General features: G+C 71.1%; 28 protein-coding genes and 2 tRNA genes. 19 read left to right on the top strand and 11 right to left on the bottom strand.

What is annotated here, in order from left to right:
- Positions 1–4: 4 nt before the first annotated feature.
- The 4 genes from bioB to ACPZVR_RS09150 all read right to left on the bottom strand — a co-directional run bounded on the left by bioB (position 5) and on the right by ACPZVR_RS09150 (position 3,093).
- On the bottom strand, positions 5–1,084 hold the full coding sequence (gene bioB, locus ACPZVR_RS09165; RefSeq protein ID WP_436699267.1) for a biotin synthase BioB: 1,080 nt from the start codon (positions 1,082–1,084) through the stop codon (positions 5–7).
- A gap of 103 nt (positions 1,085–1,187) precedes the next feature.
- Positions 1,188–1,799, bottom strand: coding sequence for an energy-coupling factor transporter transmembrane component T family protein (locus ACPZVR_RS09160; RefSeq protein WP_436699266.1), 612 nt, complete (start codon positions 1,797–1,799; stop codon positions 1,188–1,190).
- Positions 1,796–2,497 carry an energy-coupling factor ABC transporter ATP-binding protein gene (locus ACPZVR_RS09155; RefSeq protein WP_436699265.1) on the bottom strand — a complete coding sequence of 234 codons (702 nt, stop codon included), beginning with the start codon at positions 2,495–2,497 and terminating at the stop codon, positions 1,796–1,798. Before ACPZVR_RS09155 ends, ACPZVR_RS09160 begins: the two co-directional genes overlap by 4 nt.
- The gene (locus tag ACPZVR_RS09150) at positions 2,494–3,093 is read right to left on the bottom strand and encodes a biotin transporter BioY (protein WP_436699264.1); all 600 of its coding nucleotides are present in this window, start codon (positions 3,091–3,093) and stop codon (positions 2,494–2,496) included. Before ACPZVR_RS09150 ends, ACPZVR_RS09155 begins: the two co-directional genes overlap by 4 nt.
- Positions 3,094–3,216: 123 nt before the next feature.
- On the opposite strand from ACPZVR_RS09150, the gene ACPZVR_RS09145 reads away from it, so the two are divergent.
- Positions 3,217–3,708, top strand: a complete 492-nt coding sequence (locus ACPZVR_RS09145; protein ID WP_436699263.1) for a TetR family transcriptional regulator — start codon at positions 3,217–3,219, stop codon at positions 3,706–3,708.
- A 131-nt stretch (positions 3,709–3,839) separates the two neighbouring features.
- The gene (gene zwf, locus ACPZVR_RS09140) at positions 3,840–5,288 is read left to right on the top strand and encodes a glucose-6-phosphate dehydrogenase (RefSeq protein ID WP_436699262.1); all 1,449 of its coding nucleotides are present in this window, start codon (positions 3,840–3,842) and stop codon (positions 5,286–5,288) included.
- Between the two features lie 21 nt (positions 5,289–5,309).
- On the opposite strand, the gene ACPZVR_RS09135 is transcribed toward zwf, so the two are convergent.
- Positions 5,310–6,206 carry a helix-turn-helix transcriptional regulator gene (locus ACPZVR_RS09135; protein ID WP_436699261.1) on the bottom strand — a complete coding sequence of 299 codons (897 nt, stop codon included), beginning with the start codon at positions 6,204–6,206 and terminating at the stop codon, positions 5,310–5,312.
- 141 nt (positions 6,207–6,347) lie between these two features.
- Here ACPZVR_RS09135 and ACPZVR_RS09130 point away from each other — a divergent pair, with 141 nt between their 5' ends.
- Positions 6,348–7,676, top strand: coding sequence for an MFS transporter (locus tag ACPZVR_RS09130; RefSeq protein ID WP_436699260.1), 1,329 nt, complete (start codon positions 6,348–6,350; stop codon positions 7,674–7,676).
- Here the strand turns inward: ACPZVR_RS09130 and ACPZVR_RS09125 are convergent.
- The 3 genes from ACPZVR_RS09125 to ACPZVR_RS09115 are packed head-to-tail and all read right to left on the bottom strand — an operon-like array spanning position 7,634 to position 10,934.
- Positions 7,634–9,142, bottom strand: coding sequence for a flavin-containing monooxygenase (locus ACPZVR_RS09125; RefSeq protein WP_436699259.1), 1,509 nt, complete (start codon positions 9,140–9,142; stop codon positions 7,634–7,636). The two genes, ACPZVR_RS09130 and ACPZVR_RS09125, sit on opposite strands and share 43 nt — an antisense overlap.
- Complete coding sequence (locus ACPZVR_RS09120; RefSeq protein WP_436699258.1) at positions 9,139–9,987, bottom strand: SDR family oxidoreductase; 849 nt, start codon at positions 9,985–9,987, stop codon at positions 9,139–9,141. Before ACPZVR_RS09120 ends, ACPZVR_RS09125 begins: the two co-directional genes overlap by 4 nt.
- On the bottom strand, positions 9,984–10,934 hold the full coding sequence (locus ACPZVR_RS09115; protein WP_436699257.1) for a patatin-like phospholipase family protein: 951 nt from the start codon (positions 10,932–10,934) through the stop codon (positions 9,984–9,986). Before ACPZVR_RS09115 ends, ACPZVR_RS09120 begins: the two co-directional genes overlap by 4 nt.
- A gap of 94 nt (positions 10,935–11,028) precedes the next feature.
- On the opposite strand from ACPZVR_RS09115, the gene ACPZVR_RS09110 reads away from it, so the two are divergent.
- The 6 genes from ACPZVR_RS09110 to ACPZVR_RS09085 all read left to right on the top strand — a co-directional run bounded on the left by ACPZVR_RS09110 (position 11,029) and on the right by ACPZVR_RS09085 (position 15,593).
- Positions 11,029–11,658: a TetR/AcrR family transcriptional regulator gene (locus ACPZVR_RS09110; RefSeq protein ID WP_436699256.1), complete on the top strand. Its 630-nt coding sequence runs from the start codon at positions 11,029–11,031 to the stop codon at positions 11,656–11,658.
- Between the two features lie 174 nt (positions 11,659–11,832).
- Positions 11,833–12,729, top strand: coding sequence for a sulfite exporter TauE/SafE family protein (locus tag ACPZVR_RS09105; RefSeq protein ID WP_436699255.1), 897 nt, complete (start codon positions 11,833–11,835; stop codon positions 12,727–12,729).
- Between the two features lie 47 nt (positions 12,730–12,776).
- Positions 12,777–13,034, top strand: coding sequence for a hypothetical protein (locus ACPZVR_RS09100; protein ID WP_436699254.1), 258 nt, complete (start codon positions 12,777–12,779; stop codon positions 13,032–13,034).
- A 90-nt stretch (positions 13,035–13,124) separates the two neighbouring features.
- Positions 13,125–13,358 (top strand): hypothetical protein, encoded by a 234-nt coding sequence (locus ACPZVR_RS09095; protein WP_436699253.1) that lies wholly within the window; start codon positions 13,125–13,127, stop codon positions 13,356–13,358.
- A gap of 94 nt (positions 13,359–13,452) precedes the next feature.
- The gene (locus tag ACPZVR_RS09090; RefSeq protein WP_436699252.1) at positions 13,453–15,015 is read left to right on the top strand and encodes a hypothetical protein; all 1,563 of its coding nucleotides are present in this window, start codon (positions 13,453–13,455) and stop codon (positions 15,013–15,015) included.
- 134 nt (positions 15,016–15,149) lie between these two features.
- Complete coding sequence (locus ACPZVR_RS09085) at positions 15,150–15,593, top strand: DUF1330 domain-containing protein (RefSeq protein WP_436699251.1); 444 nt, start codon at positions 15,150–15,152, stop codon at positions 15,591–15,593.
- Here the strand turns inward: ACPZVR_RS09085 and ACPZVR_RS09080 are convergent.
- The gene (locus ACPZVR_RS09080; RefSeq protein WP_436699250.1) at positions 15,583–16,482 is read right to left on the bottom strand and encodes a 3-methyladenine DNA glycosylase; all 900 of its coding nucleotides are present in this window, start codon (positions 16,480–16,482) and stop codon (positions 15,583–15,585) included. The genes ACPZVR_RS09085 and ACPZVR_RS09080 overlap by 11 nt on opposite strands.
- Before the next feature lie 32 nt (positions 16,483–16,514).
- Between ACPZVR_RS09080 and ACPZVR_RS09075 the strand changes: the two genes are divergently transcribed.
- The 5 genes from ACPZVR_RS09075 (at position 16,515) to ACPZVR_RS09055 (ending at position 20,072) form a co-directional block, all read left to right on the top strand.
- On the top strand, positions 16,515–17,327 hold the full coding sequence (locus ACPZVR_RS09075) for a fumarylacetoacetate hydrolase family protein (RefSeq protein WP_436699249.1): 813 nt from the start codon (positions 16,515–16,517) through the stop codon (positions 17,325–17,327).
- Positions 17,324–18,799 carry a glutamate--tRNA ligase gene (gene gltX, locus ACPZVR_RS09070; protein WP_436699248.1) on the top strand — a complete coding sequence of 492 codons (1,476 nt, stop codon included), beginning with the start codon at positions 17,324–17,326 and terminating at the stop codon, positions 18,797–18,799. The genes ACPZVR_RS09075 and gltX overlap by 4 nt, the downstream gene beginning before the upstream one ends.
- Positions 18,786–19,790: a CPBP family intramembrane glutamic endopeptidase gene (locus ACPZVR_RS09065; protein ID WP_436699247.1), complete on the top strand. Its 1,005-nt coding sequence runs from the start codon at positions 18,786–18,788 to the stop codon at positions 19,788–19,790. The genes gltX and ACPZVR_RS09065 overlap by 14 nt, the downstream gene beginning before the upstream one ends.
- A gap of 45 nt (positions 19,791–19,835) precedes the next feature.
- Positions 19,836–19,907: transfer RNA gene (locus ACPZVR_RS09060), tRNA-Gln, on the top strand.
- 92 nt (positions 19,908–19,999) lie between these two features.
- A tRNA-Glu gene (locus ACPZVR_RS09055) sits at positions 20,000–20,072 on the top strand.
- Positions 20,073–20,124: 52 nt separating this feature from the next.
- Here the strand turns inward: ACPZVR_RS09055 and ACPZVR_RS09050 are convergent.
- Complete coding sequence (locus tag ACPZVR_RS09050) at positions 20,125–20,589, bottom strand: hypothetical protein (protein ID WP_436699246.1); 465 nt, start codon at positions 20,587–20,589, stop codon at positions 20,125–20,127.
- A 92-nt stretch (positions 20,590–20,681) separates the two neighbouring features.
- Here ACPZVR_RS09050 and ACPZVR_RS09045 point away from each other — a divergent pair, with 92 nt between their 5' ends.
- Together ACPZVR_RS09045 and ACPZVR_RS09040 are read left to right on the top strand one after the other, a co-directional pair.
- On the top strand, positions 20,682–22,178 hold the full coding sequence (locus ACPZVR_RS09045) for a DNA-3-methyladenine glycosylase 2 family protein (RefSeq protein WP_436699245.1): 1,497 nt from the start codon (positions 20,682–20,684) through the stop codon (positions 22,176–22,178).
- A gap of 7 nt (positions 22,179–22,185) precedes the next feature.
- Positions 22,186–22,677, top strand: coding sequence for a methylated-DNA--[protein]-cysteine S-methyltransferase (locus ACPZVR_RS09040; protein WP_436699244.1), 492 nt, complete (start codon positions 22,186–22,188; stop codon positions 22,675–22,677).
- A 113-nt stretch (positions 22,678–22,790) separates the two neighbouring features.
- Here the strand turns inward: ACPZVR_RS09040 and ACPZVR_RS09035 are convergent, their stop codons facing one another.
- Entirely contained in the window at positions 22,791–23,513 is a 723-nt protein-coding gene (locus ACPZVR_RS09035; RefSeq protein ID WP_139622247.1) for an IclR family transcriptional regulator, read from the bottom strand.
- A gap of 100 nt (positions 23,514–23,613) precedes the next feature.
- Between ACPZVR_RS09035 and leuC the strand changes: the two genes are divergently transcribed.
- The 3 genes from leuC (at position 23,614) to ACPZVR_RS09020 (ending at position 26,504) form a co-directional block, all read left to right on the top strand.
- Complete coding sequence (gene leuC / locus ACPZVR_RS09030; RefSeq protein WP_436699243.1) at positions 23,614–25,026, top strand: 3-isopropylmalate dehydratase large subunit; 1,413 nt, start codon at positions 23,614–23,616, stop codon at positions 25,024–25,026.
- Between the two features lie 14 nt (positions 25,027–25,040).
- The gene (leuD, locus tag ACPZVR_RS09025) at positions 25,041–25,640 is read left to right on the top strand and encodes a 3-isopropylmalate dehydratase small subunit (protein WP_436699242.1); all 600 of its coding nucleotides are present in this window, start codon (positions 25,041–25,043) and stop codon (positions 25,638–25,640) included.
- 276 nt (positions 25,641–25,916) lie between these two features.
- Positions 25,917–26,504, top strand: a complete 588-nt coding sequence (locus tag ACPZVR_RS09020) for an HU family DNA-binding protein (protein WP_436699241.1) — start codon at positions 25,917–25,919, stop codon at positions 26,502–26,504.
- The last annotated feature ends 55 nt before the right edge of the window (positions 26,505–26,559 follow it).

Here is a 26,559-nt window from a genome sequence, read left to right as displayed (position 1 = left end):
GCGCTCAGGCGTTCGCCGCGACCTCGGTGCCGGCGCCACGGCGCCGGATCGCGGGGTCGTGCTCGGCGTCGTCGCTCGCGGCGCTCGCGGTGCTCTCGTCCTCCGCGCCGAGGATGACGAAGCCGCTGTCGCGGATCATCGCGATGTCGGCCTTCGCCTCCTGGCCCTCGGAGGTGAGGTAGTCGCCGAGGAAGATCGAGTTCGCGACCTGCAGGGCCAGCGCCTGCAGTGAGCGCAGGTGCATCTCGCGGCCGCCGGCGATGCGCAGCTCCTTGTCGGGACACACGAAGCGCGCCATCGCGAGGATCCTGACGCAGCGGGTGGGGGAGAGCTCCCAGGTGTTCTCGAACGGCGTCCCGTCGAACGGCATGAGGAAGTTGACCGGGATCGAGTCCGAGTCGAGCGCCTTGAGCGCGAGGAGCGCCTCGACCAGCTGCTCGTCGGTCTCCCCGAGCCCGGCGATGAGACCCGAGCAGGGCGACAGGCCGGCCGCCTTGGCCTTGCCGATGGTGTCGACACGGTCGTCGTAGGTGTGGGTCTGCACGATCGTCTCGTGGTGCGACTCGGCGGTGTTGATGTTGTGGTTGTAGGCGTCGACGCCGGCCTGCTTGAGCCGCTCGGCCTGGCCGTCCTTGAGCAGGCCGAGGCAGGCGCAGACCTCGACGTCGGGGTACTCCTCCTTGAGCGCCTCGGTCATCTCGGCGACCTTCTCGACGTCCCGGTTCGACGGGCCCCGGCCCGAGGAGACCAGGCACACCCGGCTCGCGCCGCCGCGCAGGCCGGCGCCCGCCTGTTGGAGGGTCTCGTCGGTGGAGAGCCAGGAGTACGTGAGGATCGGCGCTTCCGAGCCGAGCGCCTGCGAGCAGTAGTTGCAGTTCTCGGGGCACAGCCCGGACCTGAGGTTGACCAGGTAGTTGACCTTGACCGTGTTGCCGAAGTGCGCGCGCCGCAACCGGCCGGCCGCGGCGACGACGGCCATGAGCTCCTCGTCGGAGGACCTCAGCACCGCGAGGGCGTCGGTCGCGGAGGCGGCGCCCCCGTCGAGGATCCGGGTGGCCAGCTCGTCGAAGTCGGTCGCGGTCATGGTGCTCCTCGTCGGATGTCGCCGGGTGAACTGAACAGTGTTCAGGTCGCTCAGGATAGCCGGGACCCGCGACATGGGGAAGGGTGTGCTCGGCGTGGACGGGTCAGTCGTCGCCGAGGCCGCGGGCGTGCAGGGCGTCGCCGGTGGCCCGGGCGTGCGCGACGACGCGGATCACCAGGGGCGTGAGGTAGGCCCGCGGACTGCGCTCCAGGCCGCGCGCCCGAGCGGCGTCGCGGGTCTCGCCGGCGATGGCGAGCGTGAGCGGGATGCCGCGGATCATGAGGGAGAACGCCAGTGCCACCAGCTCGGGGTTGACCCCGACGCGGCGGAACGGGCCGAGCCAGCGCGTGATCGCGTCCACCATCCGCTCCACCGACGTGGTCGTGGTGAAGACCGTCGCGAGGAGGACGAGGGCGACCAGCGCGCCGACGACGACGAAGGCGTGCTCGCCGCCCCGCTGCCAGGTCTGGTACGCCGCGAGCAGCGTCATCGCGACCAGGACGCCGCGCAGGGCGCGGGCGGCACGACCGAGGCGGACGCCGGCGACGAGGCAGCCGAGGACGGCCAGGACGAGCAGCGTGCCGGTCGTGGCGACGCCGCGGAAGGCGACGGCGACGACACTGAGCACCAGCAGGCCGAGGAGCTTGGCTCCCACGGGAAGCCGGTGGAAGACGGTGGTGCCGGGCCGGTAGTCCCCGAGCGGGCTCGCGGTCACCGGACGCTCGCGCGGTAGTGGGCGACCACCTCGTCGGGTGCGCCGTCGGCCACGACCGCCCCGTCCTCGACGAGCAGCACCCGGTCGCAGCGCAGGGCCAGGTCGAGGTCGTGGGTGGCCAGCACCAGCTGCTGGGGCAGTGCGAGGAGCAGGTCGCCGATCATCCGGGCGTTGCGCAGGTCGAGCAGCGTCGTGGGCTCGTCGGCGACGAGCACGGCCGGGTCGGTGGCGAGCACGCCCGCGAGCGCGAGCAGCTGCCGCTGGCCCCCGGAGAGCGTGTGCACGCTGCGATCCGCCAGCTCGTCCAGGCCGTACGACGCCAGGACGGTCCGTGCCGCGGCCGTGCGCTCCTCCCGCGCGCGCACCCGGTGGCGCAAGGAGAGCGCGACGTCCTCGACGACCGTCGGCATCACCAGCTGCGCACTGGGGTCGGTGAACACGAAGCCGACCCGGCGACGTACCTCGCGTCCCTTCTTGGCCACGTCGAGTCCGTCGACGACGACCCGGCCCGCGGTGGGCTCGACCAGGCCGTTGACCAGGCGCGCGAGCGTCGACTTGCCGGACCCGTTGGGACCGATCAGCGCGATCCGCTGCTCGGTGAGGTCGAGCGTCGTCTCCCGCAGGACGCTCACCTCGGGGACGGGACCCCCGGGCGTCGCGGCCCGCACGACGACCCGGTCGAGCTCGATCCGGCTCACGCGGACTGCGTCGCCGGCTCGTCCGTGGTGGTCGCGACCGGGCGCCGGGCGGCGAGGTCGGGGAAGGCGCGGTGGACAGCGGTGGCGATCAGGGCCATCACGACGTTCTTGGCGATGTCGCCGGGGAAGTAGGCGGCGTCGAAGCTGAACGCCTCCTTGAGGCTGAGGTCCGCGCGCCAGGCCAGGTTGAGCGGGCCGAGGGTGTGCACGAAGACGAAGCTGCTGAGCAGGCCGCAGGTGAACACGAGCGTGAACTGCGTGGCGTTCTGGCGGTTGCGGTAGATCAGATAGCCGCACAGGGCCGCGGCCAGCGGGAACGCCGCGAGATAGCCGGCGGTGACGCCGCTGTAGTGCGAGATGCCGGAGGCGCCGCCGGAGTAGATCGGCAGCACCAGGCCGGCCACCAGGTAGAGCACGACGCACAGGAACCCCCGGACCGGTCCGAGGACAGCGCCGGCGAGGAGGACGCCGAAGGTCTGCAGCGAGTAGGGCACGCCGATGCCGGTCTTGATGTCCGGCAGGATGGCGCACACCGCGATGAGCGCGGCGAAGCCGGCGATCAGGGCGACGTCGGTGGTCGGGGTACGGCGGTTCATCGGGTCACTCTCGGGTCCGGGGGAGCGCGGTGCGCAGTTGAACGGTGTTCAGGTTAGGCTGGCCGCAGGACTCCGGTCAACGGGGGTCCACCGATGCGGGGCCGGGACGAGAGGGGTACGGGAGTGCGGTATCGGCGCGGGGACGTGGTCGAGCGGGCGATCGCGGTGCTCGACGAGCACGGCCTCGAGGCCCTGTCGATGCGCCGCCTGGCCGGCGACCTGGGAGTGCAGCCCGGTGCGCTCTACCACCACTTCACCAACAAGGACGCGCTGCTCGCCGCGATCGCCGAGGAGATCCTGCGCCGGGGCCGCCGCCCCGCCGAGATCATGGCCTGGGACGCCGAGGCGCACCTGCTCTGCCTCGGTCTGCGCGACGCCATGCGCCGACACCGTGACGGAGCCCTGCTCATCGCCGGCGTGCACCGCGCGGACGCGGAGGCGCTGGAGCGCCCGCTCCGGGCGGCGCTCGAGCGCGGCGGCGCGGACGACGACCTGGCCCGGGTCGGCGCCCGCACCCTGCTTCGGTTCGTGCTCTCCCACGAGGGCGACGACGACGCGGACTTCGCGCTGGGACTGGGGCTGCTCCTCGACGGCCTGCGCGCACGGCTGGCCTGAGCGTCGTACCGGACACGACGGTCGCGTCGCGGGCGGATCCGCGACCGAGCCGTCCGGTACGACGCGCGACGGACGCCTTCGGACGCCTCTCGTTATCGTGGCAGTAACACCGAGGAGGCACTGTGGACGACATGGCACCGAAGACCCAGAAGCCGGTGACGGTCGTGCTGTTCGGCGCGACGGGCGACCTCGCCCGCCGCAAGCTGCTGCCGGGCATGCTGCACCTGTTCGAGACGGGACTGCTCCCGCAGCTGCAGATCGTCGGCACCTCGCTCGACGAGCACACGACGGAGTCGTTCGTGGACTTCGTGCACGAGGCGGTGCTGGAGTTCTCCGGCGACGACGGCGACATGGCGGCCTGGCCGGAGTTCTCCAAGCTGTTGCACTGGGCGCCCGGGACGGAGGGCACCTCCGGGCTGCGCGCCGCCGTCGAGAAGGCCGAGTCCGCGTGGGACGGCGACCGGGTCCGGCTGCACTACCTCAGCGTCCCGCCCAAGGCGGCGCCGTCCGTCGTCAGGACCATCGACGAGGCCGGGCTCGCCGAGGGCGGCCGGATCATCATGGAGAAGCCGTTCGGCGTCGACCTCGCGTCGGCGAAGAAGCTCAACGCCGAGCTGCACAAGACCTTCGACGAGTCGCAGATCTACCGCATCGACCACTTCCTCGGGAAGGAGGCCGCGCAGAACATCCTCGCCTTCCGGTTCGCCAACGGCCTGTTCGAGCCGATCTGGCATCGCAACAACATCGACCACGTCCAGATCGACGTCCCCGAGGAGCTCGGCCTCGAGCAGCGCGCCGACTTCTACGAGTCCACCGGCGCCTACCGCGACATGGTCGTCACCCACCTGTTCCAGGTGCTCGCGTTCACCGCGATGGAGCCGCCGACCTCGCTGGCCCCCGACGCGATCAACGACGAGAAGAACAAGGTCTTCCGCTCGATGGTGCCGATCGACCCGGCCAACGTCGTGCGCGGCCAGTACGACGGCTACCGCAGCATCGCGGGGGTCGCACCCGAGTCCGAGACCGAGACGTTCATCGCCCTCAAGTGCTTCATCGACAACTGGCGCTGGGCCGGCGTCCCCTTCTACCTCCGCACCGGCAAGCGGCTGGCCGAGGGCGCGCGGATCATCTCGATCGCGTTCAAGGAGCCCCCGCGCTCGATGTTCCCGCGCAACTCGGGTGTCGGCGACCACGGCCCGGACCACCTGACCTTCGACCTCGCCGACAAGGCGAAGATGTCGCTGTCCTTCTACGGCAAGCGTCCCGGGCCCGGCATGAAGCTCGACAAGCTGTCGATGCAGTTCGCGATGACCGACACCACCTGGGCGGGCTCGGTGCTGGAGGCCTACGAGCGCCTCATCTACGACGCCGCGCGGGGCGACCAGACGCTCTTCACCTCCGCCGAGGGCATCGAGCGGCTGTGGGAGGTCTCCCAGCCGCTGCTCGAGAACCCGCCGGTGGTGCGGCCCTACCGGCAGGGCAGCTGGGGCCCCAACCAGATCCACCAGCTCGTCGCGCCCTACGCCTGGCGGCTGCCGTTCGAGCGGCAGTGGCGCAAGCCGAACGCGCTGGGCGGCTGAGTCCGTCTCCGCCCGCGCGGCCTACTCGATGACGCCGGCCTCGCGCGCCAGCCGGACGGCGTGGACCCGGTTGGTGGCGTGCAGCTTGCGCATGGCGTTCTTGAGATAGGACTTCACGGTGCTCTCGACCAGGCCGAGCGACGTCGCCACCTCGCGGTTGCTCTGGCCGAGGGCGACCTGGGCGAGCACGTCGATCTCGCGCGCCGCGAGCCCCGTCGGCACGCCGGAGGTACGCCGCGCGGCCGGCGCCGGCACGGGGGAGCGGCCGTGCTCCACGCGGCTGCGCACCTGCTCCAGGCGAGCCCGCAGCGCCTCGTCCTCGACCAGGGAGGCGAGGTCGGCCAGCTCGTCGGAGATGTCGCGCAGGTCGGCGCGGGTGAGCTGGACCTCGGGCGGCGCGCTGGGCGTCGGGAGCTGACCGAGGCCGCGCAGCGCGCCCACCCGGCGGCGTACCTCGTCGTCGACGGCGATCTCGCGCTCGAGGCGCCGCACGAGCGGCAGGAAGGCGTCGTACCAGACGTCGCCGAGCACCACCTGCGCGCGGTGGCCGACGTAGACCACCATCCGTGGGGTGCGGTCGACGACGATCGGCAGCGCCGTGACGGTCTCCAGCTGCTCCGCGCGCACGGGTCCGTCGTACTGGTGGGTGATGCCGCGGGCGTCGTAGTAGTTGGTCACCGACACGGGCCGGCCCATCAGCAGCGCCTTGCCGCCGAGGCCGTAGCCCGAGCGCACCCGCAACCCCTGCAGGGCGCGGGTCTGGGCGCTGTGCAGGCCGGTGATGGCGAGGGCGGTGCCGTTATCGACCACCGGCCCGCCGAAGGCCATGTCACTGTGCCCCGTCGCGCGGAACGCCGTGAGCGTGCGCAGCAGTCGGGCGCCGTCGGTCGGCGCCTCCTGGGCGAGGTCGAGGGACATGCCTCCACGGTAGGTGACGGCGCTCACAGGCGGCAACGACGGCACCCTCCTTGGGAGGTAGCACCCCCTTCGAGGGGTTCGGCGCTGTTGTGTCCCGGCTCACACTCCTCGGCGATCGACCGAACCCCGAGGAGGGACTCCATGTCCGAACGACCGACCCCGATGCGTCGCGTCGCCTTCGCCAGCTGCGCCGGCACGACCATCGAGTTCTACGACTTCTTCATCTACGGCACCGCCGCGGCGTTGGTGTTCCCGACCGTGTTCTTCCCGGCGCTGGGCGACTCGGCCGCCAGCGTGGCGTCCTTCGCCACCTTCGCCGTGGCGTTCATCGCCCGGCCGCTGGGCGCCATCGGCTTCGGGCACTTCGGTGACCGGCTCGGCCGCAAGAAGACCCTGATCAGCACGCTGCTGCTCATGGGTGCCGCGACCGTCGCCATCGGCCTGCTGCCCGGCGCCGCGACGATCGGGGTCACCGCGCCGATCCTGCTGGTCACGCTGCGCTTCCTGCAGGGCCTGGCGGTCGGCGGTGAGTGGGCGGGCGCCACCCTCCTCGCCGCGGAGTACGCGCCGCCCAACAAGCGCGGTCTCTACGCGGCGTTCCCGCAGCTCGGGCCCGCGATCGCGTTCGCGCTGTCCAGCGGCACCTTCCTGCTCGTGAACCGCATGGTCGGCGAGACCAGCCCGGCGTTCATCGAGTGGGGCTGGCGGGTGCCCTTCGTCGCCAGCGCCCTGCTCGTCATGATCGGCCTCTACGTGCGTCTCAAGGTCGAGGAGACGCCGATGTTCCGCGAGACCACGCGGACCCGCGCCAGCACCCAGGGCCCGCTCACCGCCGCTCTGCGCAACCAGTGGAAGGAGATCCTCCTCGGCGGCGGATCGCTCGCGATGCTCTTCGCGTTCTTCTACGTCGGCACCGCGTTCCTGACCTCCTACGGCACGACCGTCGTCGGCCTGTCCCGGGCCACGGTGCTCACGATGGGCGTGGCCGGCGCCGTCGTCTTCGGCGTGGTGATCACGCTGTCCGCCGTCTTCAGTGACCGGATCGGACGCAAGAAGGTCGTGCTCGGCTCCTGCCTGGTGGCCATCCCGTGGGGCTTCGTGCTGTTCCCGATCCTGGACCGCGGCACGGGCACGGCGTTCGCGATCGGCCTGTTCGGCACGCTCGCCATCTTCGCGATCTCCTACGGCCCCGCGGGGGCGATGCTTCCGGAGATGTTCCGCACCGAGTACCGCTACACGGGCGCGGGCATGGCCTACAACCTGGCCGGCGTGATCGGCGGGGGTACGGCGCCGTACCTCGCCTCCGACTTCGCCGAGGCCGGCAACACGGCCGCCATCGGCTGGATGCTCGCCGCGTTCGGTGCCCTCAGCGTGGTGTGCGTCCTGCTGATGGCCGAGACCCGGCACCGGGTGATGGCCGACTCCGGTCAGGAGGCCGACGCCGCGGCCCTCGCGCCGGTGAACGTGTAGTCGTCCAGCGGGAAGCGGGTCGCCTCGCGCGCGGCGCTCAGTGTCGACGTCGGGCGCAGCAGCACCGCCTCCCCGTGCTGGTTGAAGTAGTAGCTCCGAGCGGTGGCGCAGCTGCCGGCGTTGAAGACGGAGTTGTCGAGGAGGCCGGTCATCCGGTCCAGGAACCGTTCGTTGGCCTCCTCGGTGACCTCCACGACGTCGGCGCTGCGCTTCCGCATCGTCCGCAGCACCCGGCCCAGGTGGGCCATCTGGGTCTCGATCGTCGTGAAGTACGACAGGCCCGAGTACGAGTAGGGGCTGTTGAGCGAGAAGAAGTTCGGGAACCGCGGGATGCTGATGCCCTCGTAGGCGCAGAACCGGTTCTCCCGCCACCAGGTGCCGAGGTCGCGGCCCTCGCGCCCGACGATGCGGATCGCCGGGAAGTTCACGTCCCACAGGTTGAAGCCGGTGGCGAGGACGAGGACGTCGAGGTCGGCCCGGCTGCCGTCGGCGGTCACGACCCCGCCGGCGTCGATGTGGTCGATGCTCGTCGTCTCGAGGTCCACGTGGGGCCGCGTGAACGTCGGGTAGTAGGTGTTGCTGAAGGTCGGCCGCTTGCAGCCGAAGTCGTAGTCGGGCGTGAGCTTCGCCCGCAGCTCCGGGTCCTTGATCTGCCGCCTGAGGTGGGCGTCGCAGACCCGCTTGCCCGCCGCGTTGGCCCAGGGGAGGTCGCGGAAGTGCAGCACGCCGGCGACCATCATCACCTCGAGGATCGAGGTGCCGACGAGTCGCGTCGCCTTCTGGGTTAGTGGCAGCCTCGCGAACGCGCCGCGCACGATGCCCGGCACCGGACCGTCCAGCTTCGGGCTCACGTAGATCGGCGTGCGCTGGTAGACGGTCAGGTGCTCGGCCACCTTCGCCAGCTCGGGGATGAGCTGCACGGCGGTCGCCCCGGTGCCGATGATGCCGACCCGCTTGCCCTCCAGCTCGACGTCGTCGTCCCAGCGGGTGGTGTGCATGACGGTGCCGCGGAAGTCCCCGACACCGGGGATGTCCGGGAGCCGCGGCTGCGAGAGGAAGCCGGTCGCGGTCAGCAGGAACCGGCCGCGGGCCACCTCGCCGCCGGCGACGCTCACCTCCCACGCGGCGGTGTCCTCGTCCCAGCGCGCCTCCTCGACGACCGTGCCGAAGCGCATGTGGCGGCGCAGGTCGTACTTGTCGGCGACGTGCAGCGCGTACCTCTTGAGCTCGGGCCCGGGCGCGAACAGCCGCGACCAGTGCGGGTTCGGCTCGAAGGAGTAGGAGTACGTCGAGCTCGGGATGTCGACCGCGAGACCGGGGTAGCGGTTGACGTGCCAGGTGCCGCCGAGATCGTCCTCGCGCTCGAGGATGACCAGGTCGTCGTACCCCTGGCGACGCAGCTCGATCGCGGCGCCCATGCCGCCGAATCCGGCGCCGACGATGACGGCGTCGTGGAGGGTGGTCATCGGGTGGTCCTCTCGGTCGCGGCGGCGTTGAGGCGCGCGGCGTAGTCGGCGCGTTCGGTGGTGTCGGTGTGCAGGGCGCGGTCGTCGCGCACGATCCGGCGGATCCGGTCGAGCACGCCGACCGGCACCAGCGAGGTGGTCGTGGCCAGCGCGCCGACGTACCGCGGCACGGCGATCTCGGCCTCCCGGCCGCGGACCGAGCCGACGACCGCGTCGGCGATGCGCTGCGGGCTGACCTTGGGGATCGGCCTCATGTCGAGACCCGAGGCGAGGTCGGTGTCGACGGCGGAGGGGAGCACGGCCGTGAGCGTGACGCCGTACGGTGCCATCTCCAGCCGGGTCGCCGCGGTGAGCCCGACGACCGCGAACTTGCTGGCGTTGTAGACCGCGAGGCCGGGGATCGGGAACTTCCCGGCCAGCGACGCGACGTTGACGACGTGGCCACGCCGGCGCTCGACCATGCCGGGCAGCACGCGCCGCATGCCGTGCAGGACGCCGTGGACGTTGACGTCCATCATCAGCCGGTCCAGCGCGGGATCCATGTCGAGGAAGGCGCCGTTGGGCATCACCCCGGCGTTGTTGACCAGCACCTCGACGGGGCCGTGCTCCGCCTCGGCGGCGCTGACGAAGGCGTCGTACGACGACCGGTCGGCCACGTCGAGGTGGTGGGCGCTCGCGCCGGTCGCCTCGGCGGTCGCCTTCGCGAGGTCGAGGTCCAGGTCGCCGAGGGAGACCTTCGCCCCTCGCGCGACGAAGGCCTCGACGGTGGCGCGGCCGATGCCGCGGGCACCGCCGGTGATCGCGACGTGCGCGCCGGCGAGGTCGATCGGGGTGGGATGGCTCATCGGGTGACCTCCTGGTCGGACGTGGTGCCGAGGCGCTCGGCGACGAGGACGGGGGCGCTGCCGGCCGCGGCCGCGCGGACCTGTTCGACGCGCGAGGCGTCCATGAAGTTGGCGCCCATCGCGTCGAGGTCGGCGAGCGTCGGCTCGATCCGGACGACGCGGGCGCCCGCGGCCCGGAGCGCGGCGACCTCTCGGTCGACCCGGCGGGTCATCGGGCGCCGCAGCAGGCGCTCGGCGCGGGCCGGGCCACGGGCAGGGGCCCCGCCCTGGCTGGACATCGGGGCCACGACGACCACCTCCTCGATGTCGCCGTCGCGCACCTGCGGCAGCAGCAGGTCGGCGGAGGTGGGCGAGACGGCGCCGCCGTCGAGATAGTCGCGGTCGCCGATCCGGACGGGCGGGAACCACCCGGGGATCGCCCAGGAGGCGGCGATCGCCTGCCCCAGGGCGGCCGTCGGCGAGTCCGCCCGGCCGAGCGGCACCCGCTCACCGGTGCGGGCGTCGGCGGCGACCACCCAGGTCCGCGGGTGCGTCGTCCAGCCGGTCTCCGGGTCGGTGAGGGCATCGCCGAGGTCCACGAGCCACCGGGCGTCGCCGCCGCCGCGGGGGAGCAGGCCGGCGAGACCGGTGAGGAGGTCGGCCCGGCCGGCGAGGGCCGCTCGGGTCAGGCCGAGGCCGGGCAGGGCGGGCCGGGGGAGGCCGGGCAGCGCGCCCGGCGCGCGGGGCGAGGAGAGGTGCGCGGCCACGACGCGGTCGCTGCCGTCGTGGAGGGCGCCGCCGGACACGCCGGAGCCGAGCAGTGCGACGAGCTCGGCCCCCGCCGACGTACCGATCAGGACGTCGGCGGTCCGCGTGTCCCAGCCCTGGCGGTCGAGCTCGGCGAGCACGGCCGCGGTCCACGCGAAGCCCAGCGTGCCGCCGCAACCGATGACGAGTGCGCGCCCCATGCGGGCCTCCTGTCGGTCCTGACCACAACCGGAACGAGATGTCAGTTACGGAACGTATCGTCATTTTCGACGGCCTGCAATAGGCTCCCGTGCCATGACGGCGGCAACGGAAGGGCTCTCGCGGCTGGAGCGGCGCAAGGCCGAGACCCGGCGCGAGATCATCGAGGCCGCCTTCACCTGCTTCGCCGAGCGGGGCTACCACGCCACCGGGATCGCCGACATCGCCGCGCGCCTCGGCATCGGGCACGGCACCTTCTACCGCTACTTCGAGAACAAACGGGACATCGTCGAGCACGTCATCGACGACCTGGTGGGCCGCATCGTCGAGGCGCTCGGTGCCGAGAACGCGCCGGAGGCCGTGACGACGTTGGAGGGCTACCGCGCCCAGACGGAGCGCATCGGCACGGCGCTGGCGCGGATCTTCAGCGACGACCCCCGGGTCCCGCAGCTGCTCCTGTCGGCGGCGGGCATCGACGACGCCATGCGCGAGCGGATGCTCGACCTCTTCGACACCACGACCCCCCTCACCGCGGCCTATCTCGAGCACGGTGTGCGGCTCGGCTACCTGCGGGCCGACCTCGACGTCGAGCCCACGGCGCAGGCGATCAACGGGATGATCCTCGGCTCGGTGCTGGCCGGGCTGCGTGACTCCGCTCCCGAGCGGCAGGCGCGGCTGAGCGCCGCCATCCGTGCGGTGATGTACGACGGGATCGCCGCACGCTGAGCGGTCCCGCGGGTAAGTGCCGTGCCGGTGCCGGCGTCGATGGGCCCGGAGCGGGCCTGGGCCCGACCGTGCTGCCCCTTCCTCGTGACCGCTGGGCACGGCTCGACAGTGGAAGGTGATGTATGTAGCCTTGATCAGTAGTGTTTATCACCATTACCGATTCGAGGGTCTGACATGTGGTTGGTCGCGGCATTCGCGCTGGCGGGTGGGCTCGCCCAACTCGTCGACGGCACCCTCGGCATGGGCTTCGGCGTCACCTCGGCCACGGTGCTGCTGGCCCTCGGGGTCGCCCCCGCGACAGCCAGCGCCGCGACCCACGCCGCGAAGCTGCCGACGACCTTCGTCTCGGGCATCGCGCACTGGCGCGCTGGCAACGTCGACCCCAGGGTGCTGGTGCGCGTCGCCCTGCCCGGTGCGGTCGGCGGCTTCCTCGGTGCGGTGATCCTGACCTCGATCAGCCTGGAGGCGGCCAAGTCGTCGATGGCCGGGCTGCTCATCTTCTTCGGGCTGGTGATCCTGGTCCGCTTCGGCTTCGGGATGCGGATCATCCCGGTCCCCAAGTCCGGGCACACCGCCCGCTGGCTCTCGCCCATCGGCCTGCTCGGCGGCTTCGTCGACGCCACCGGGGGCGGCGGGTGGGGACCGGTGGTCACGCCCAGCCTGATGACCGTGACCCGTCACGAGCCGCGCCGCGTCGTCGGCACGACCAACGCGGCCGAGTTCGTGGTCGCGCTCTCCGTGTCCAGCGGCTTCATCACCGGAGCCGCCCACCAGGACATCCCCTGGCTGCCCGTCCTCGGCCTGGTCCTCGGCGGCGTCCTCGTCGCGCCCATCGCCGCCCGCCTCGCCGGCCGGCTCCCGCACGCACCGATGGGCGCGGTGGTGGGCGGCCTGGTCATCCTGGTCAACGCCGTCACCGTCGTCGGCGCGGTGACCGACCTGCCCGTCGTGCTGGATGTCGTGCTGATCGTCGGCTGGCTGGCGCTCGTCGGGCGGATCGCGTGGCGGGCGTGGGACCGCGAGAAGGCGGCCGCAGAGCAGCCCGCCGCCCCCGCCCCCGCCCCGGCCTGAACGGTGACCTGGCCGGCCCCACCCTCTGCCTGCGCCATGATGGGCGCGTGGATCCTCGTCAGCGCAGCGCCGATCGCCGACGGTTCCAGAAGATCGGCCTGGCCTTCGTCGTCGGCCTGGTGTTCCTCGGGCTCGGCGCCGCGGCCGCGGTCTTCGATGCCGAGGGAGGAGGTCGACAGTGGCACCGGTTCTCGCCTGGGGTCGGGTACGTCCTCGGTGCGGGATGGATCGGTGTCGCCGTCTTCGACCTCGGGCGCCGCCTCCTGGCCGGGCCGACGAAGCCGGGCAAGAGGGCGCGTCACTGAAGCGCGCCGGTCTCCAGGGCCAACAGCCGCTCGCACTCCTCGACCAGCCGCGCCCGGATCGGTGGGCTTGCGGCGTGCGACGATCCGCGGGTGGACCTTTCCGGTTATCCCTGTCGGCACCTGTCCCTGTCCAACGCCCGCCACGGGGAGCATGAGAACGACCTTCCCGTTCTTCTCCGTCGCGTCGCCGACATGATCGTCGAGGCGCAGATCCAGCCCATGGAGATCTTGAACCTGAAGGTCACATCGGAGATCACGGAGAACGGGCCGTGGTGGTCGGCCACTCTGTACTGGTCGCCTGACGAACAGCCGCCATCTGAATGACCGCGGCAATGCAGCGGAACCCTGCCGTTCGACCACATTCTCCATTTGCGTGGATTCGCCGAAAACAGCCACCGGTTGGTCGTAGCCTCCGGGCATGGCTGAGAAAACCTGGCATGCGGCACGCCTGATCCCGACCTCGGGGATCTCGGGCGCGGAAGAGCAAGAGCGTCGAGCGACGTCTGCGTTGCTGGCCGTCCTTTCGGCGGTCAAGGAGTTCAGCCGAGCCGTCCTCGGACCGTTGGGGGCGCCAGCGGGGAACGTCGAGACCTACATCGAGGTCCCCTTCAAGCTAGGCGAGAAGGACTGGCGTCCGGACGGCCTTGTCCGGGTGTCGCGCGGTTCTCGGAGTTGGGTTGCGCTGGTCGAGGTGAAGACGGGAAAGAACCTGCTTGCTCCCGATCAACTCGAGGCATATCTCGACATTGCGCGTGAACAGGGATTCGACGCGCTCGTGACGATCTCGAACGAGATTCCACCGAGCGCTGAGCAACATCCAACGAGCGTCGATAAGAGAAAGCTCCGCAAGGTCGCGATGAAGCACCTGTCGTGGGCCGATGTTCTCAGCACCGCAGTCCTACAGAAGGAGCACCGAGGAATCTCCGACCCGGATCAGGCATGGATCCTCGGTGAGCTGATCCGATATCTGGAGCATCCGAAGTCCGGGGCACTGGAGTTCGACGACATGGGCTCGGACTGGGTCCGAGTCCGCGAGGCGGTCGGCGCCGGCACGCTTCGCACTACGGACAAGACGATTCCCGATGTGGTTGCCAGGTTCGACGCTCTACTTCGTTACGCATCTCTGCATCTTGGGCGGCGCCTCGGGACAGATGTGACCTTGCAGTTGACCCGCAAGGAACGCGCAGAGCCAGCACTCAGGACCCAAGTCCTTCGCTCGCTGCTCGTGGAGACCGGCACGCTCAGCGGTCAGATCCGCATTCCCGACACGGTGGGCGACATGAGGGTCACCGCCGACCTCAGAGCCGGGAAGATCACCTGTGAGCTCGTCGTCGACGCGCCGAAGACAGGCCGACCGACCACCCGGGTGAACTGGCTCGTCAGGCAGTTGAAGGATGCTCCCGGATCGATTCGCGTCGAGGCATCAGTCGTCAATCAGCGCGGGCCGGGCGCCGCGGAGCTCCTTGTCGCCGTCCGGGAGGATCCTGCACTCCTGGTTGCTGATGCGACCCGCGAACTCCGCGCCTTCACCGTCGCCCTCTCCGCGCCGATGGGGACCAAACGAGGTCGCGGCCGTGGAGCGTTCATCGATTCGGTGATCGACGCTGTGGACACGTTCTACGAGACCGTGGTTCAGAACATCAAGGCTTGGTCCGCCGCCCCACCGAAGATCCGGGACGAGGTCGTGCCGCCTAGCGAGGAGCGATCGTCGCTGACGTCGACCGCGCTGTCCTCCCAGGACGGTGCGGAGCTCGCTGAACGGAACGTTGCCACCGACAGTCACAAGACAGGCGGCAGCGATGACGACTCCGAGCCGATGGACGGTCGGCCCGCCCCGGGGACCGAGACGACAGTCGAACCCGAGTCGTCCGTCGAGCCTGTCGAGAACGGGAAGCTGATCCCGCGAGCCGACACGCTGGCCGGGCCGACCTCCTTTGCCCCGGTGATCACTTATGGGACGCCGATCTCTGAGGGGTCCTGACAGGCCTGCTCGGCATGGTCGCGCGTGCTCGCGGCTTGAGGCGGATGCGCCACGTCCCGCCCGGGGGCCGTCGAATTTCCTGTGCTGGCTCAGCTGCGGGGAATGGCGGACCGTCGTGGCGGGGTTCCCACTCCATGTCTCGACAGCCGGCCCTCGCCGACCGCCTCGACCTGCTTCGTGAGGCGTACGCCGCCACCGGAGGCCCGAGCCCTGAGCAGTGGCGGAGTCTGCTGTCGGTGCCCCTCGACCGGCCGGTGACCCTCGTCAACCTCTTCGCGCTGCGCGACGTCGCCGACTACGGCGGTGCCTCCCACCCGCCGGCGACCGGACAGGAGGCGTTCGGCCGGTACGCCGCCGTGTCCGCTCCGGCGCTCCAGCGCGTGGGTGGGAGGTTCCTCCATCTCGGCGCGCACCACGGCAACCTGGTCGGGGACAGCGGGACCTGGGACCTCGTCGTCGTCGGCGAGTACCCGGACGTCGAGGCGCTGGTCGCGCTTCATGAGGATCCCGACTACCGCGTCGCCTACGAGCACCGGGTCGCGGCGTGCGCGCGTCAGGAAGTCCTGATCAGCGCCTGACGGCGAGCAGTCGCTCGCACTCCTCGACCAGCCGAGCCCGGAGCGGAGCACCCCGCTCGGCGAACCCGCGCTGCGCCTCGACGTACGCGGCCTTGCCGTCGGCGGTCTCGATCGGCACGGGCTCGAAGCCGAGGTCCCGGAGGTCGTACGGCGCCGCCCGCATGTCCATGACCCGGATGTCCCAGGCGAGCTCGAAGCAGTCGGCGACCAGGTCGGAGGCGATCACGGGGGACAGGCGGAAGGCGTGCTTGTAGAGGTCCATGCCGGCGTGGAGGCAGCCCGGCTGCTCGAAGGCGGGCCGGTCGTCGCGACCGGGGCTCAGGGTGTTGAGCGGGCGCGCCGGAGGGGTGAAGAAGCGGTAGGCGTCGAAGTGGGAGCAGGTGATCCGATGGCCCTCGACGACCTCGTCGGTGCCGGCCGGACCGAGGCGCAGCGGCCAGTCGGCATGGCGGGTCTCGTCGTCGGCGAGGCGGTAGACCATGGCCCACTCGTGGAGGCCGAAGCAGCCGAAGTGCGGCGCCCGGGCCGCGGTCGCGGTGAGCAGGCGGTGGATCGCGGAGATCAGGGTGCGCTGTGCGGCGACGTACGCGGCGGTCACCGCGAGTCGGGTGGGCGAGGGTGAGCCAGGGGTCACTCCTGCCCCCACGACTCCGTATCCCTTCACCCCGGCGTACTCCGCGGCGTCCTCCAGCTCGACGCCGAACCCGGGATGCCAACGGCGCAGCTGCGCGGGCCGGTGGGAGTAGTAGGTGAACAGGAAGTCGAAGACCGGGTGCTTGACCTGCGCCTCGCGCCGGGCGAGGTGCGGCGCGACGTACCGGTCGATGCGGGCGGCGTGGTCAGCGGCCCGCTGACGCCATTGCGCCCCCTCCAGAACCCGCGCTGTCACGACGACCAAGCGTAGGTCGATAGGCTCGCCGCGTGCGCATCGTCAGATTCACGACAGGCGAGGAGCCGTCGTACGGCGTCCTGACCGGCGACCTCGACGAGTACGGCCAGCCCGCCGACGACGCCGTGATCGTCGGGCTCGCGGGTGACCCGCTCTACGTCGGCATCAAGCTGCTGGAGAGGGAGCATCGCCTCGAGGACGTCCGCCTGCTGGCGCCGGTCCTGCCCCGCAGCAAGGTCGTCGGCATCGGCCGCAACTACGCGGCGCATGCGGCCGAGCTCGGCAACGAGGTCCCCGCCGAGCCGATGATGTTCCTCAAGCCGAACACCAGCGTGGTCGGGCCCGACGACGCGATCCTCTACCCGCGCCAGACCCAGGACCTCCACTACGAGGGTGAGCTCGCCGTCGTGATCGGTCGGATCTGCCGCGACGTCCCGGCGGACCAGGCCACGGACGTGATCCACGGCTACACGCTCGCCAACGACGTGACCGCGCGCGACCTGCAGCGCGCCGACGGCCAGTTCACACGGGCCAAGGGCTTCGACTCCTTCTGCCCGCTCGGGCCGTGGATCGAGACCGACCTGGACCCGAACGACTTCAGTGAGGGCCGGCGGATCCAGACCTTCCTCAACGGCGACGTCGTCCAGGACGGGACGACGGCCGACATGATCTTCGACGTCCCCGCGCTGATCGCGCACGTCTCCAGCGTGATGACGTTGCTGCCCGGCGACGTCATCCTCACCGGCACTCCCGAGGGTGTCGGCCCCATGCAGGTCGGCGACGAGGTGGAAGTCTCGATCGACGGTCTCGGAACCCTCACGAACAAGGTGGAAGCACGCGCATGAGCAGCACCGATGCACCGGTCCGAGTCCGGATGGCGCCGTCGCCGACGGGCAGCCCCCACGTCGGCATGATCCGGACCGCCCTCTTCAACTGGGCGTTCGCCCGTCACCACGGCGGCACGTTCGTCTTCCGCATCGAGGACACCGACAAGGAGCGCAGCACCACCGAGTCGCTTCACTCGATCCTCGACCTGATGCGCTGGCTCGGCCTCGACTGGGACGAGGGCCCGGAGGTGGGCGGCCCCCACGCGCCCTACTTCCAGAGCGAGCGGGGCGACAAGTACGCCGACGCGCTGGCCCGGCTGAAGGACAGCAGCTTCACCTACGACTGCTACTGCACCAACGAGGAGGCGGCCGCCCGCCGCAAGGCCGCCGGCTCCAAGGTGCAGGGGTACGACGGCTTCTGCCGCGAGCTCACCGCTGAGCAGGTCGCGGCGTTCGAGGCCGAGGGCCGCAAGCCGGTCGTCCGGTTCCGGATGCCCGACGGTTCGATCACCTGGAACGACCTGGTCCGCGGCGAGGTCAGCTTCGAGACCGAGTTCGTCCCGGACTTCGCGCTGTGCCGCGCGAACGGCGACCCGCTCTACACGCTGGTCAACCCGGTCGACGACGCGCTGATGGAGATCACCCACGTCCTGCGTGGCGAGGACCTCCTGTCGAGCACGCCGCGCCAGATCGCCCTCTACGAGGCGCTGAAGGAGATCGGCATCGCGAAGGCGACGCCGCAGTTCGGCCACCTGCCCTATGTCATGGGCGAAGGCAACAAGAAGCTCTCCAAGCGCGACCCGGAGGCGCACGCCCTGGCCTACCGCGACCAGGGCTACCTGCCTGAGGGGCTGCTCAACTACCTCGCCCTGCTGGGCTGGGCGATCGCCGCCGACCGCGACGTCTTCAGCCTCGAGGAGATGGTCGAGGCCTTCGACGTCACCGACGTCGTCCCCAACCCCGCACGCTTCGACCTGAAGAAGTGCGACGCGATCAACGCCGCCCACATGCGCCGGTTGTCGGTCGAGGAGGTCACCCACCGGGTGCTGCCGTTCCTCAAGCGCGACGGCGTCGTCTCCGACCCGGTCTCCGACGCCGACGCGCAGCTGCTCGAGCTCGCGATGCCCCTGGTGGCGGAGCGGATCAACAAGCTGTCCGAGGCCAGCGCGCTGCTCGGCTTCCTGTTCGTCGACGAGGACGCGTTCGAGGTCGACCCCGACGACGCGGCCAAGCAGATCGGCGAGTCCGGCATCCCCGTGCTGCGGGCGGCGTATGACGCCCTGGTGGAGCTGCGGTCCTGGTCCACCGAGGCGATCCAGACCGCACTGCAGACGGCACTCGTCGACGGGCTGGGCCTCAAGCCCCGCAACGCGTTCGGCCCGGTGCGGGTCGCGGTGACCGGCAAGCGGATCTCGCCGCCGCTGTTCGAGTCGATGGAGCTCCTCGGTCGCGACCGCAGCCTCGGGCGGCTGCAGCGTGCCCTCGGCTGAGCAGGCCGGAGCCGCTCCGACGGCGCCGGCGGGGCTGCGGTACGACGAGCTCCACCGGCGCGGTCCCGCCGGCGCGTGGCGCCCGCTCGTCGGCGTACCGCTGGTCGCGGTGCTCTTCTTCGCCGGGCAGTTCCTGCTCACGGCCTTCTTCGCCGTCTACTTCCTGCTGACCTCGCGCGACAGCTACGAGATCGCGCACCGGCTCAGTGGCGACCCGGTCACGCCGGCCTTCCTGGCCTACGTCAATCTCGGCTGGGCGCTCGCGATCCCCGGCGTGCTGGTCGTCGCGCTGCTCCTGCACCGTCAGCGACCGGGGCTGGTCGCGTCCGTCGTGGGCCGGATGCGGTGGCGGTGGTTCGCGGCATGTCTCGGCATCGCGCTCGTCGCGCTGGCGCTCACCGTGGCCGTGTCCGGACTGCTGCCGGACCAGGGCGCCGGCACCATCGACACCGGCGGTGGCGCGAACCCCTGGACCTCGACGGTCCGCGACTTCCTGCTCGTGATCCTCCTTCTCACGCCCCTGCAGGCGGCAGGGGAGGAGTACGTCTTCCGCGGGTATCTCGCGCAGGCGTTCGGCGGCCTCACCGCGCGTCTCGGGTCGCGGGTCAGCGCGGCGGTCGCGGTCGGGGTGCCCGCGCTGCTCTTCGCGCTCGCCCACGGCCTCGGCCAGGACGTGCCGATCTTCTTCGACCGGCTCGCGTTCGGCGTGGTCGCCGGTCTGCTGGTGATCCTCACCGGCGGCCTGGAGGCGGCCATCGCGATGCACGTCCTCAACAACTTCCTGGCCTTCGGTCTCGCTCTCGCGTTCAGCGACATGACGGAGGCACTCAACCCCACCGGCGGGAGCTGGTGGTCGATCCCGGTGACGCTCGTGCAGTCGGTGAGTTATCTGCTCCTTGCGGTCGCCGCAGCGCGCCGACTGGGCGTCGCCAACCGCACCGGAGAGGCGGATGGCGGGGCCATTTTGGAGCCGCGCGGCGGGCTTGTGTAGTGTTTCCAGTCGGCCCGGTCCTCCGGGGGAGGGCCGACGCAGCAGTGGTCTATGGTGTAATTGGCAGCACGACTGGTTCTGGTCCAGTTAGTCTAGGTTCGAGTCCTAGTAGACCAGCGAGTTCTCGCGAGAGAGCAGGAACAGACGCCGATTTGGCGCCTGGGAGGGCACCTCGATAGAGTTCCGCAGGTCGCTCGAGAGAGCGACACGCCCCCGTTGTGTAGCGGCCTAGCACGCCTGCCTCTCACGTAGGTAGCGCCGGTTCGAATCCGGTCGGGGGTACAGATTCGGGCCCGGTCCATCAGGACCGGGCCCGAACGCGTTCCTGCGAGATTCAGCCGGTCTCCGGGCCGGCGGTGGATGTCCGTGCTCCGGCGGCCCTCTTCGCGGCCCGCGTCCTCGGCGGCGTCGGCTCCGTGCCGACGACCGCGAAGATCGGCGCGGTGACCTTCTCCAGGGCGGCGACGGCATCGGCATGGCGCTCGGCGAGTGTGGCGACGACGGCGGCGAGCTCGGCCTGGGCCTCGGCGAGCGTGCGGACGGTGTCCGCGAGCTCGCGCTGACGGACGATGAAGTCCTGTAGGGGCTGGGCCGTGGCGCTCGCCAGGCTCGTCACCGCTCCCGCCATCCCGGCGACGGCGCCGGCGAGGTCGCCGACCTGCCGGGCGAGTTCCTCGGGCTGCGTGACACCGGTGACCGCGGTGTCGCGGACGCCTCGCAGGACGTCGGTGGTGAGCCGGAGCGCGACCTGCTGTGACTTGATCAGCAGCTCGAGGGGATTGAGGGGTGCGTCCGCCATGGACCCAGGGTGGCAGAACCGCGCCGATCGCCGTGACCGTCATGTCCGATTTCCGCGAGAGAATGTCGGTGGCGCCCGGCAGGATAGAGGACATGGACAGCACCGCAACCGCACCGGAGCGGCTCGACTTCGAGCGCTGCTACACCGCCGTGCAGTCGCGCGACCGTCGCTTCGACGGGGTGTTCTACACCGCCGTCCGCTCGACCGGCATCTACTGCCGGCCCTCGTGCCCGGCGCGTACCCCTGCCTCGCGCAACGTCTCCTTCCACCGCACGGCGGCCGCTGCCCAGGCCGCCGGCTACCGCGCCTGCAAGCGCTGTCTCCCCGACGCGACGCCCGGCAGCCCGGACTGGAACGTCGCCGCGACGGTCGCGGGCCGGGCGATGCGGCTCATCGCGGACGGCGTGGTCGACCGCGAGGGCGTGGAAGGCCTGGCGGCGCGGCTCGGCTACACGTCCCGTCACCTCTCGCGCCTCCTGACGACGGAGCTGGGCGCGGGCCCGCTCGCCCTGGCCCGCACGCAACGCGCCCAGACCGCACGCGCCCTCGTGGAGAGCACGACGCTGAGCCTGGCCGACGTCGCGTTCGCGTCCGGCTTCTCCAGCGTGCGGCAGTTCAACGACACGATGCTCGAGGTGTACGACGCCGCGCCGAGCCAGCTGCGTCGGCGCCGGACGCCCGCAGGCGGCCAGGTCGCCGGTGCGATCGATCTGCGGATCGCCGTGCGCACACCGTTCCGGGGCAGTGCCCTGCTCCGGTTCCTGGCGGACCGCGCGGTGCCCGGCGTCGAGGTCGCGCACGTCGGCGCGGCCGGCGCCGGCTGGTACGCCCGCACTCTCGACCTCCCGCACGGACCCGGGGTCGCTCGGGTCGAGCTCGCGGACCTCGACGGTGCCGGTTCGTCGTACCTGCCCCTGCGCCTGGCGCTCGACGACCTTCGCGACACGACGGCCGCCCTCGCGCGGATGCGCGCACTGCTCGACGCCGACGCCGACCCCGTGGCGGTCGACACCCACCTCGGCGCGGATCCCGCGCTCGCGCCGCTCGTGGCCGCTCGACCGGGCCTGCGGGTGCCGGGGCACGTCGACGGCGCCGAGGTTGCCGTCCGTGCCGTCCTCGGCCAGCAGGTCACGGTCGTGGCGGCGCGGACTGCTGCGGCGCGGCTCGTGGCCGCGCACGGCCGACCGGTGACGACCGCCATCGACGGGCTCACCCATCTCTTCCCGGACGCCGCCACCGTCGCCGCACTGGCGCCCGAGGAGTTCCGGATGCCCCGCGCGCGCGGGCGTGCGCTCGTCGGCCTCTGCGCTGCGATCGCCGCCGGCGAGGTCGTGCTCGACCGCGGACCCGACCGCGGCGACGTACGGCGCACCCTGCTCGCGCTCCCCGGCATCGGACCATGGACCGCCGACTACATCGCGCTGCGTGCGCTCGGGCACCCGGACGTGTGGCTGCCGACCGACGTCGGCGTCCGCCACGCGCTGGCCCGCCACGACGTCGCCGGGATCGACCCCGAGGCGTGGGCGCCGTGGCGCTCCTACGCCCTGCTGCACCTGTGGACGTCCCTGTCCGCATCGCTGGAAGGATGAGCTGATCATGTGGACCGTCATCGAGTCGCCCATCGGGCCGCTGCGGATCGTCGAGCAGGGCGGGGCGATCACCGCCATCGAGTTCTCGCCGTTCCGCGACGGCACCGGCCGCCCGCTGGGGGATCGCGCCGACGACGCACCCCTCCTGGTGGAGGCCGCCCGTCAGCTGGCGGAGTACTTCGCCCGCGAGCGCACGGAGTTCGACCTGCCGCTCGCGCCCGCCGGCAGCTCCTGGCAGCGTTCCGTGTGGGCGCAACTGGTCGCCATCGACTATGGCGAGACCGCGTCGTACGGCCAGATCGCGCTGCGCCTCGGCAAGACCAACGCGGCCTCGCGGGCCGTGGGCCTAGCCAACGGCGCCAACCCGATCCCGATCGTGATCCCGTGCCATCGGGTGATCGGCGCCAACGGCACGCTCACGGGGTACGCCGGCGGGCTGGAGCGCAAGCAGCTGCTCCTCGACCTCGAGTCGGATCCGGTCCAGGACGCGCTGTTCTGAGCGCGGCTCGCTGACAGTTTCACCGGCCGGCCGGTGAAACTCATGCCTGGACGAGGAAGCTTCCTCGTCCAGGCATGAGTTTTCTCGTCCCGATGGGACGGCTGAGGCTGGTGTTACTCCGCAGCGGCGCGGCGCAGTGACTCCGATAGCCGCTCGGCAGCGGCGAGGACGGCGGGTGCGTGCATGCGTCCCGGCTGGCGGGAGAGGCGCTCGAGCGGGCCCGAGACGGACACGGCGGCGATGACCTTGCCGCCGGGGGAGCGGACCGGGGCCGACACCGATGCGACGCCCTGCTCGCGCTCGCCGACCGACTGTGCCCACCCGCGGCGACGGATCGCCGAGAGCTCGGCGGCGGAGAAGGCGGAGTTCTGCAGGCCGCGGTGGATCCGCTCCGGGTCGTCCCAGGCGAGCAGCACCTGAGCGGCCGATCCGGCGCGCATGGTCAGCTGGGAGCCGATCGGGATCGTGTCGCGCAGGCCGGAGGGGCGCTCGGCGGCGGCGACGCAGACGCGGTGGTCGCCCTGGCGTCGCCACAGCTGGGCGGACTCGCCGGTGATGTCACGCAGCCGTGCGAGCACCGGGCCGGCGGTGGCGAGCAGCCGGTCCTCGCCGGCAGCGGCGGACAGCTCGGCCAGGCGCGGGCCGAGCACGAACCTGCCCTGCATGTCGCGCGCCACCAGGCGGTGGTGCTCGAGCGCGACCGCGAGCCGGTGGGCCGTGGGCCGCGCGAGTCCCGTGCCCGCCACGAGCCCGGCCAGCGTGGCCGGACCGGACTCCAGTGCGGTCAGCACCAGGGCCGCCTTGTCGAGTACGCCGACGCCGCTCGAGTTGTCCATATGGCAATACTGCCGTCTCGGATCCTGGGATGCAAGAGTAGGCTCGCTCACGGTCGACGGCAGAGGTGCCGTCGACGACCCGAACGAGGAGGAGCGAGTCATGGGCAAGACCCTGGCGGAGAAGGTGTGGGACGAGCATGTCGTCCGATCGACCCCGGGGGAGCCGGACCTCCTCTACATCGACCTCCACCTCATCCACGAGGTCACCAGCCCCCAGGCCTTCGACGGTCTCCGCCTGGCCGGTCGGCAGGTACGTCGGCCCGACCTGACCCTCGCGACCGAGGACCACAACGTCCCGACCCTCGACTGGGACAAGCCGATCGCCGACCCGGTCAGCCGCACCCAGGTCGACACGCTGCGCAAGAACGCAGAGGAGTTCGGCGTCCGCCTGCACCCGCTCGGCGACATCGAGCAGGGCATCGTCCATGTCGTCGGCCCGCAGCTGGGCCTCACCCAGCCCGGCATGACCATCGTGTGCGGTGACTCCCACACCAGCACCCACGGCGCCTTCGGCGCGATCGCGTTCGGCATCGGCACCTCGGAGGTCGAGCACGTCCTCGCCACGCAGACGCTGCCGCAGGCCAAGCCGAAGACCATGGCGGTCACCGTCAACGGCTCCCTGCCCGAGGGCGTCACCGCCAAGGACCTCGTGCTCACGCTGATCGCGCACACCGGCACCGGTGGCGGCCAGGGCTACATCGTCGAATACCGAGGGCAGGCCATCGAGGAGCTCTCGATGGAGGGCCGGATGACGGTCTGCAACATGTCGATCGAGTGGGGCGCCAAGGCGGGCATGATCGCTCCCGACGAGACGACCTTCGCCTACATCAAGGACAAGCCCGAGGCCCCGAAGGGCGCCGACTGGGACGCTGCAGTCGCGCACTGGAAGACCCTCGTCACCGACGCCGACGCGGAGTTCGACAAGGAGATCGTGCTCGACGCGACGGAGATGACGCCGTTCGTCACGTGGGGCACCAACCCCGGCCAGGGCGTCCCGCTCGGCGCCAACGTCCCGAGCCCCGAGGACTACGAGGACGCCACCGACAAGATCGCGACCGAGAAGGCGCTGGAGTACATGGGCCTGGAGGCCGGTACGCCGATGCGCGCGATCAAGGTCGACACCGTGTTCGTGGGCTCCTGCACCAACGGCCGCATCGAGGACCTGCGCCTCGCCGCGGACATCATCAAGGGCCACCACGTGGCCGAGGGCACGCGCCTGCTCGTCGTGCCGGGCTCGGTCCGGGTCCGCAACCAGGCGATCGAGGAGGGTCTCGACCAGATCTTCATCGCCGCCGGCGCCGAGTGGCGGGGCGCGGGCTGTTCGATGTGCCTGGGCATGAACCCCGACCAGCTCACGCCCGGTGAGCGCAGCGCGTCGACGTCCAACCGCAACTTCGAGGGCCGGCAGGGCAAGGGGGGACGCACCCACCTGGTGTCCGTGCCCGTCGCCGCCGCCACCGCCGTGCGCGGCACGCTGTCCTCGCCCGCCGACCTCGTGCCGGCCACGGTCTGAAAGGGAGCCCGACCATGGAGAAGTTCACCACCCACACCGGAGTCGGCGTCCCGCTGCGCCGCAGCAACGTCGACACCGACCAGATCATCCCGGCGGTCTACCTCAAGCGCGTGACCCGCACCGGCTTCGAGGACGGACTGTTCGCCGCGTGGCGCAACGACCCGGAGTTCGTGCTCAACAAGCCCGCCTACAGCGCGGGTTCCGTGCTCGTGGCCGGTCCCGACTTCGGCACCGGATCGTCGCGGGAGCACGCCGTCTGGGCCCTGCAGAACTACGGCTTCAAGGTGGTCCTGTCCTCGCGCTTCGCCGACATCTTCCGCGGCAACTCCGGAAAGGCCGGCCTGGTCGCCGGCCAGGTCGACGAGAAGGTCATCGAGCGACTGTGGGTGTACCTGGAGGAGAACCCCGGGGGCCAGATCACCGTCGACCTCGAGAGCAAGACCGTCACGACGCCGGGCGGTGAGGTCGAGGACTCCTTCGACATCGACGACTACACGCGCTGGCGGCTGCTCGAGGGGCTCGACGACATCGGCATCACGCTCGGTCACGAGGCCGACATCGCGGCGTACGAGAGTGGGCGACCGAGCTGGAAGCCGGTCACCCAGCACGCCTGAAACCGCTCTACGACGGGCCGATCCGAGTCTTCCGCCGGATCGGCCCGTCTGCTTCTCCGGAATCGCCGTCGCCGTCGCCCGGGCGTCAGCAGGGCCTGGATGGGCCCGAATCGGCCTAAATACCGCCGAAATCACGAAAAAACACGCAACAACTTCGGCGTGGTGATTGTGACTGTGCGTGCTAGTGCCTAGCGTTCCCATGAAAGGACGGCTGGGCGAGGGCTCGGCCGCATCAGCCCAAGGGACGCCCAGCGCGGCGTTTCGGAAGGACAGGTAGTGAACAAGTCTCAGTTGATCGACGCGCTGGCTGACCGGTTCGAGGGCAGCCGCAAGGACGCGGCCCATGCACTCGACGCGGTTCTCGACACGATCACCCGTCAGGTCGCCAAGGGCGAGAAGGTCGCCATCACCGGATTCGGCTCGTTCGAGAAGGCCGTCCGCAACGCCCGTTGGGTCCGCAACCCGCAGACCGGCGAGCGCGTGAAGACCAAGAAGAAGGCCGTTCCGAAGTTCAGCGCCGGCGCCGACCTGAAGAACGTCGTCTCCGGCGCGAAGAAGCTCGCCCCGCTGCCGAAGCCGGCGAAGAAGGCGGCTGCTCCGGCGAAGAAGGCCGCGACGACCGCCGCCAAGAAGGCCGCCGCTCCGGCGAAGAAGGCAGCCAGCACCGCGAAGAAGGCCGCCGCTCCGGCCAAGAAGGCCGCCGCCAAGAAGGCTCCTGCGAAGAAGGCGCCTGCCAAGAAGGCTCCTGCGAAGAAGGCTCCTGCGAAGAAGGCGCCCGCGAAGAAGGCGCCCGCGAAGAAGGCTCCGGCCAAGAAGGCGCCCGCCAAGAAGGCTCCGGCCAAGAAGACCGCGAAGAAGGCCTGACGCCGACTTCCCGATCACGCCGAACGGGCCGTACTCTGCAAGGAGTGCGGCCCGT

Source organism: Nocardioides segetis, assembly GCF_051390595.1.
GTDB lineage: Bacteria > Actinomycetota > Actinomycetes > Propionibacteriales > Nocardioidaceae > Nocardioides.
The sequence above is the reverse complement of the archived record's forward strand: the minus strand, read 5'-3'. Positions and strand labels throughout refer to the sequence as shown.

Coding starts and splice junctions, on each gene's coding strand:
- ACPZVR_RS09090 (WP_436699252.1), top strand. CDS start 13,453: ATGGCTGAGAAAACCTGGCATGCGGCACGCCTGATCCCGACCTCGGGG.
- leuC (WP_436699243.1), top strand. CDS start 23,614: ATGGGCAAGACCCTGGCGGAGAAGGTGTGGGACGAGCATGTCGTCCGA.
- ACPZVR_RS09045 (WP_436699245.1), top strand. CDS start 20,682: ATGGACAGCACCGCAACCGCACCGGAGCGGCTCGACTTCGAGCGCTGC.
- ACPZVR_RS09110 (WP_436699256.1), top strand. CDS start 11,029: ATGACGGCGGCAACGGAAGGGCTCTCGCGGCTGGAGCGGCGCAAGGCC.
- leuD (WP_436699242.1), top strand. CDS start 25,041: ATGGAGAAGTTCACCACCCACACCGGAGTCGGCGTCCCGCTGCGCCGC.
- ACPZVR_RS09035 (WP_139622247.1), bottom strand. CDS start 23,513: ATGGACAACTCGAGCGGCGTCGGCGTACTCGACAAGGCGGCCCTGGTG.
- zwf (WP_436699262.1), top strand. CDS start 3,840: ATGGCACCGAAGACCCAGAAGCCGGTGACGGTCGTGCTGTTCGGCGCG.
- ACPZVR_RS09040 (WP_436699244.1), top strand. CDS start 22,186: ATGTGGACCGTCATCGAGTCGCCCATCGGGCCGCTGCGGATCGTCGAG.
- gltX (WP_436699248.1), top strand. CDS start 17,324: ATGAGCAGCACCGATGCACCGGTCCGAGTCCGGATGGCGCCGTCGCCG.
- ACPZVR_RS09085 (WP_436699251.1), top strand. CDS start 15,150: ATGTCTCGACAGCCGGCCCTCGCCGACCGCCTCGACCTGCTTCGTGAG.
- ACPZVR_RS09130 (WP_436699260.1), top strand. CDS start 6,348: ATGTCCGAACGACCGACCCCGATGCGTCGCGTCGCCTTCGCCAGCTGC.
- ACPZVR_RS09115 (WP_436699257.1), bottom strand. CDS start 10,934: ATGGGGCGCGCACTCGTCATCGGTTGCGGCGGCACGCTGGGCTTCGCG.
- ACPZVR_RS09105 (WP_436699255.1), top strand. CDS start 11,833: ATGTGGTTGGTCGCGGCATTCGCGCTGGCGGGTGGGCTCGCCCAACTC.
- bioB (WP_436699267.1), bottom strand. CDS start 1,084: ATGACCGCGACCGACTTCGACGAGCTGGCCACCCGGATCCTCGACGGG.
- ACPZVR_RS09135 (WP_436699261.1), bottom strand. CDS start 6,206: ATGTCCCTCGACCTCGCCCAGGAGGCGCCGACCGACGGCGCCCGACTG.
- ACPZVR_RS09120 (WP_436699258.1), bottom strand. CDS start 9,987: ATGAGCCATCCCACCCCGATCGACCTCGCCGGCGCGCACGTCGCGATC.
- ACPZVR_RS09050 (WP_436699246.1), bottom strand. CDS start 20,589: ATGGCGGACGCACCCCTCAATCCCCTCGAGCTGCTGATCAAGTCACAG.
- ACPZVR_RS09125 (WP_436699259.1), bottom strand. CDS start 9,142: ATGACCACCCTCCACGACGCCGTCATCGTCGGCGCCGGATTCGGCGGC.
- ACPZVR_RS09150 (WP_436699264.1), bottom strand. CDS start 3,093: ATGAACCGCCGTACCCCGACCACCGACGTCGCCCTGATCGCCGGCTTC.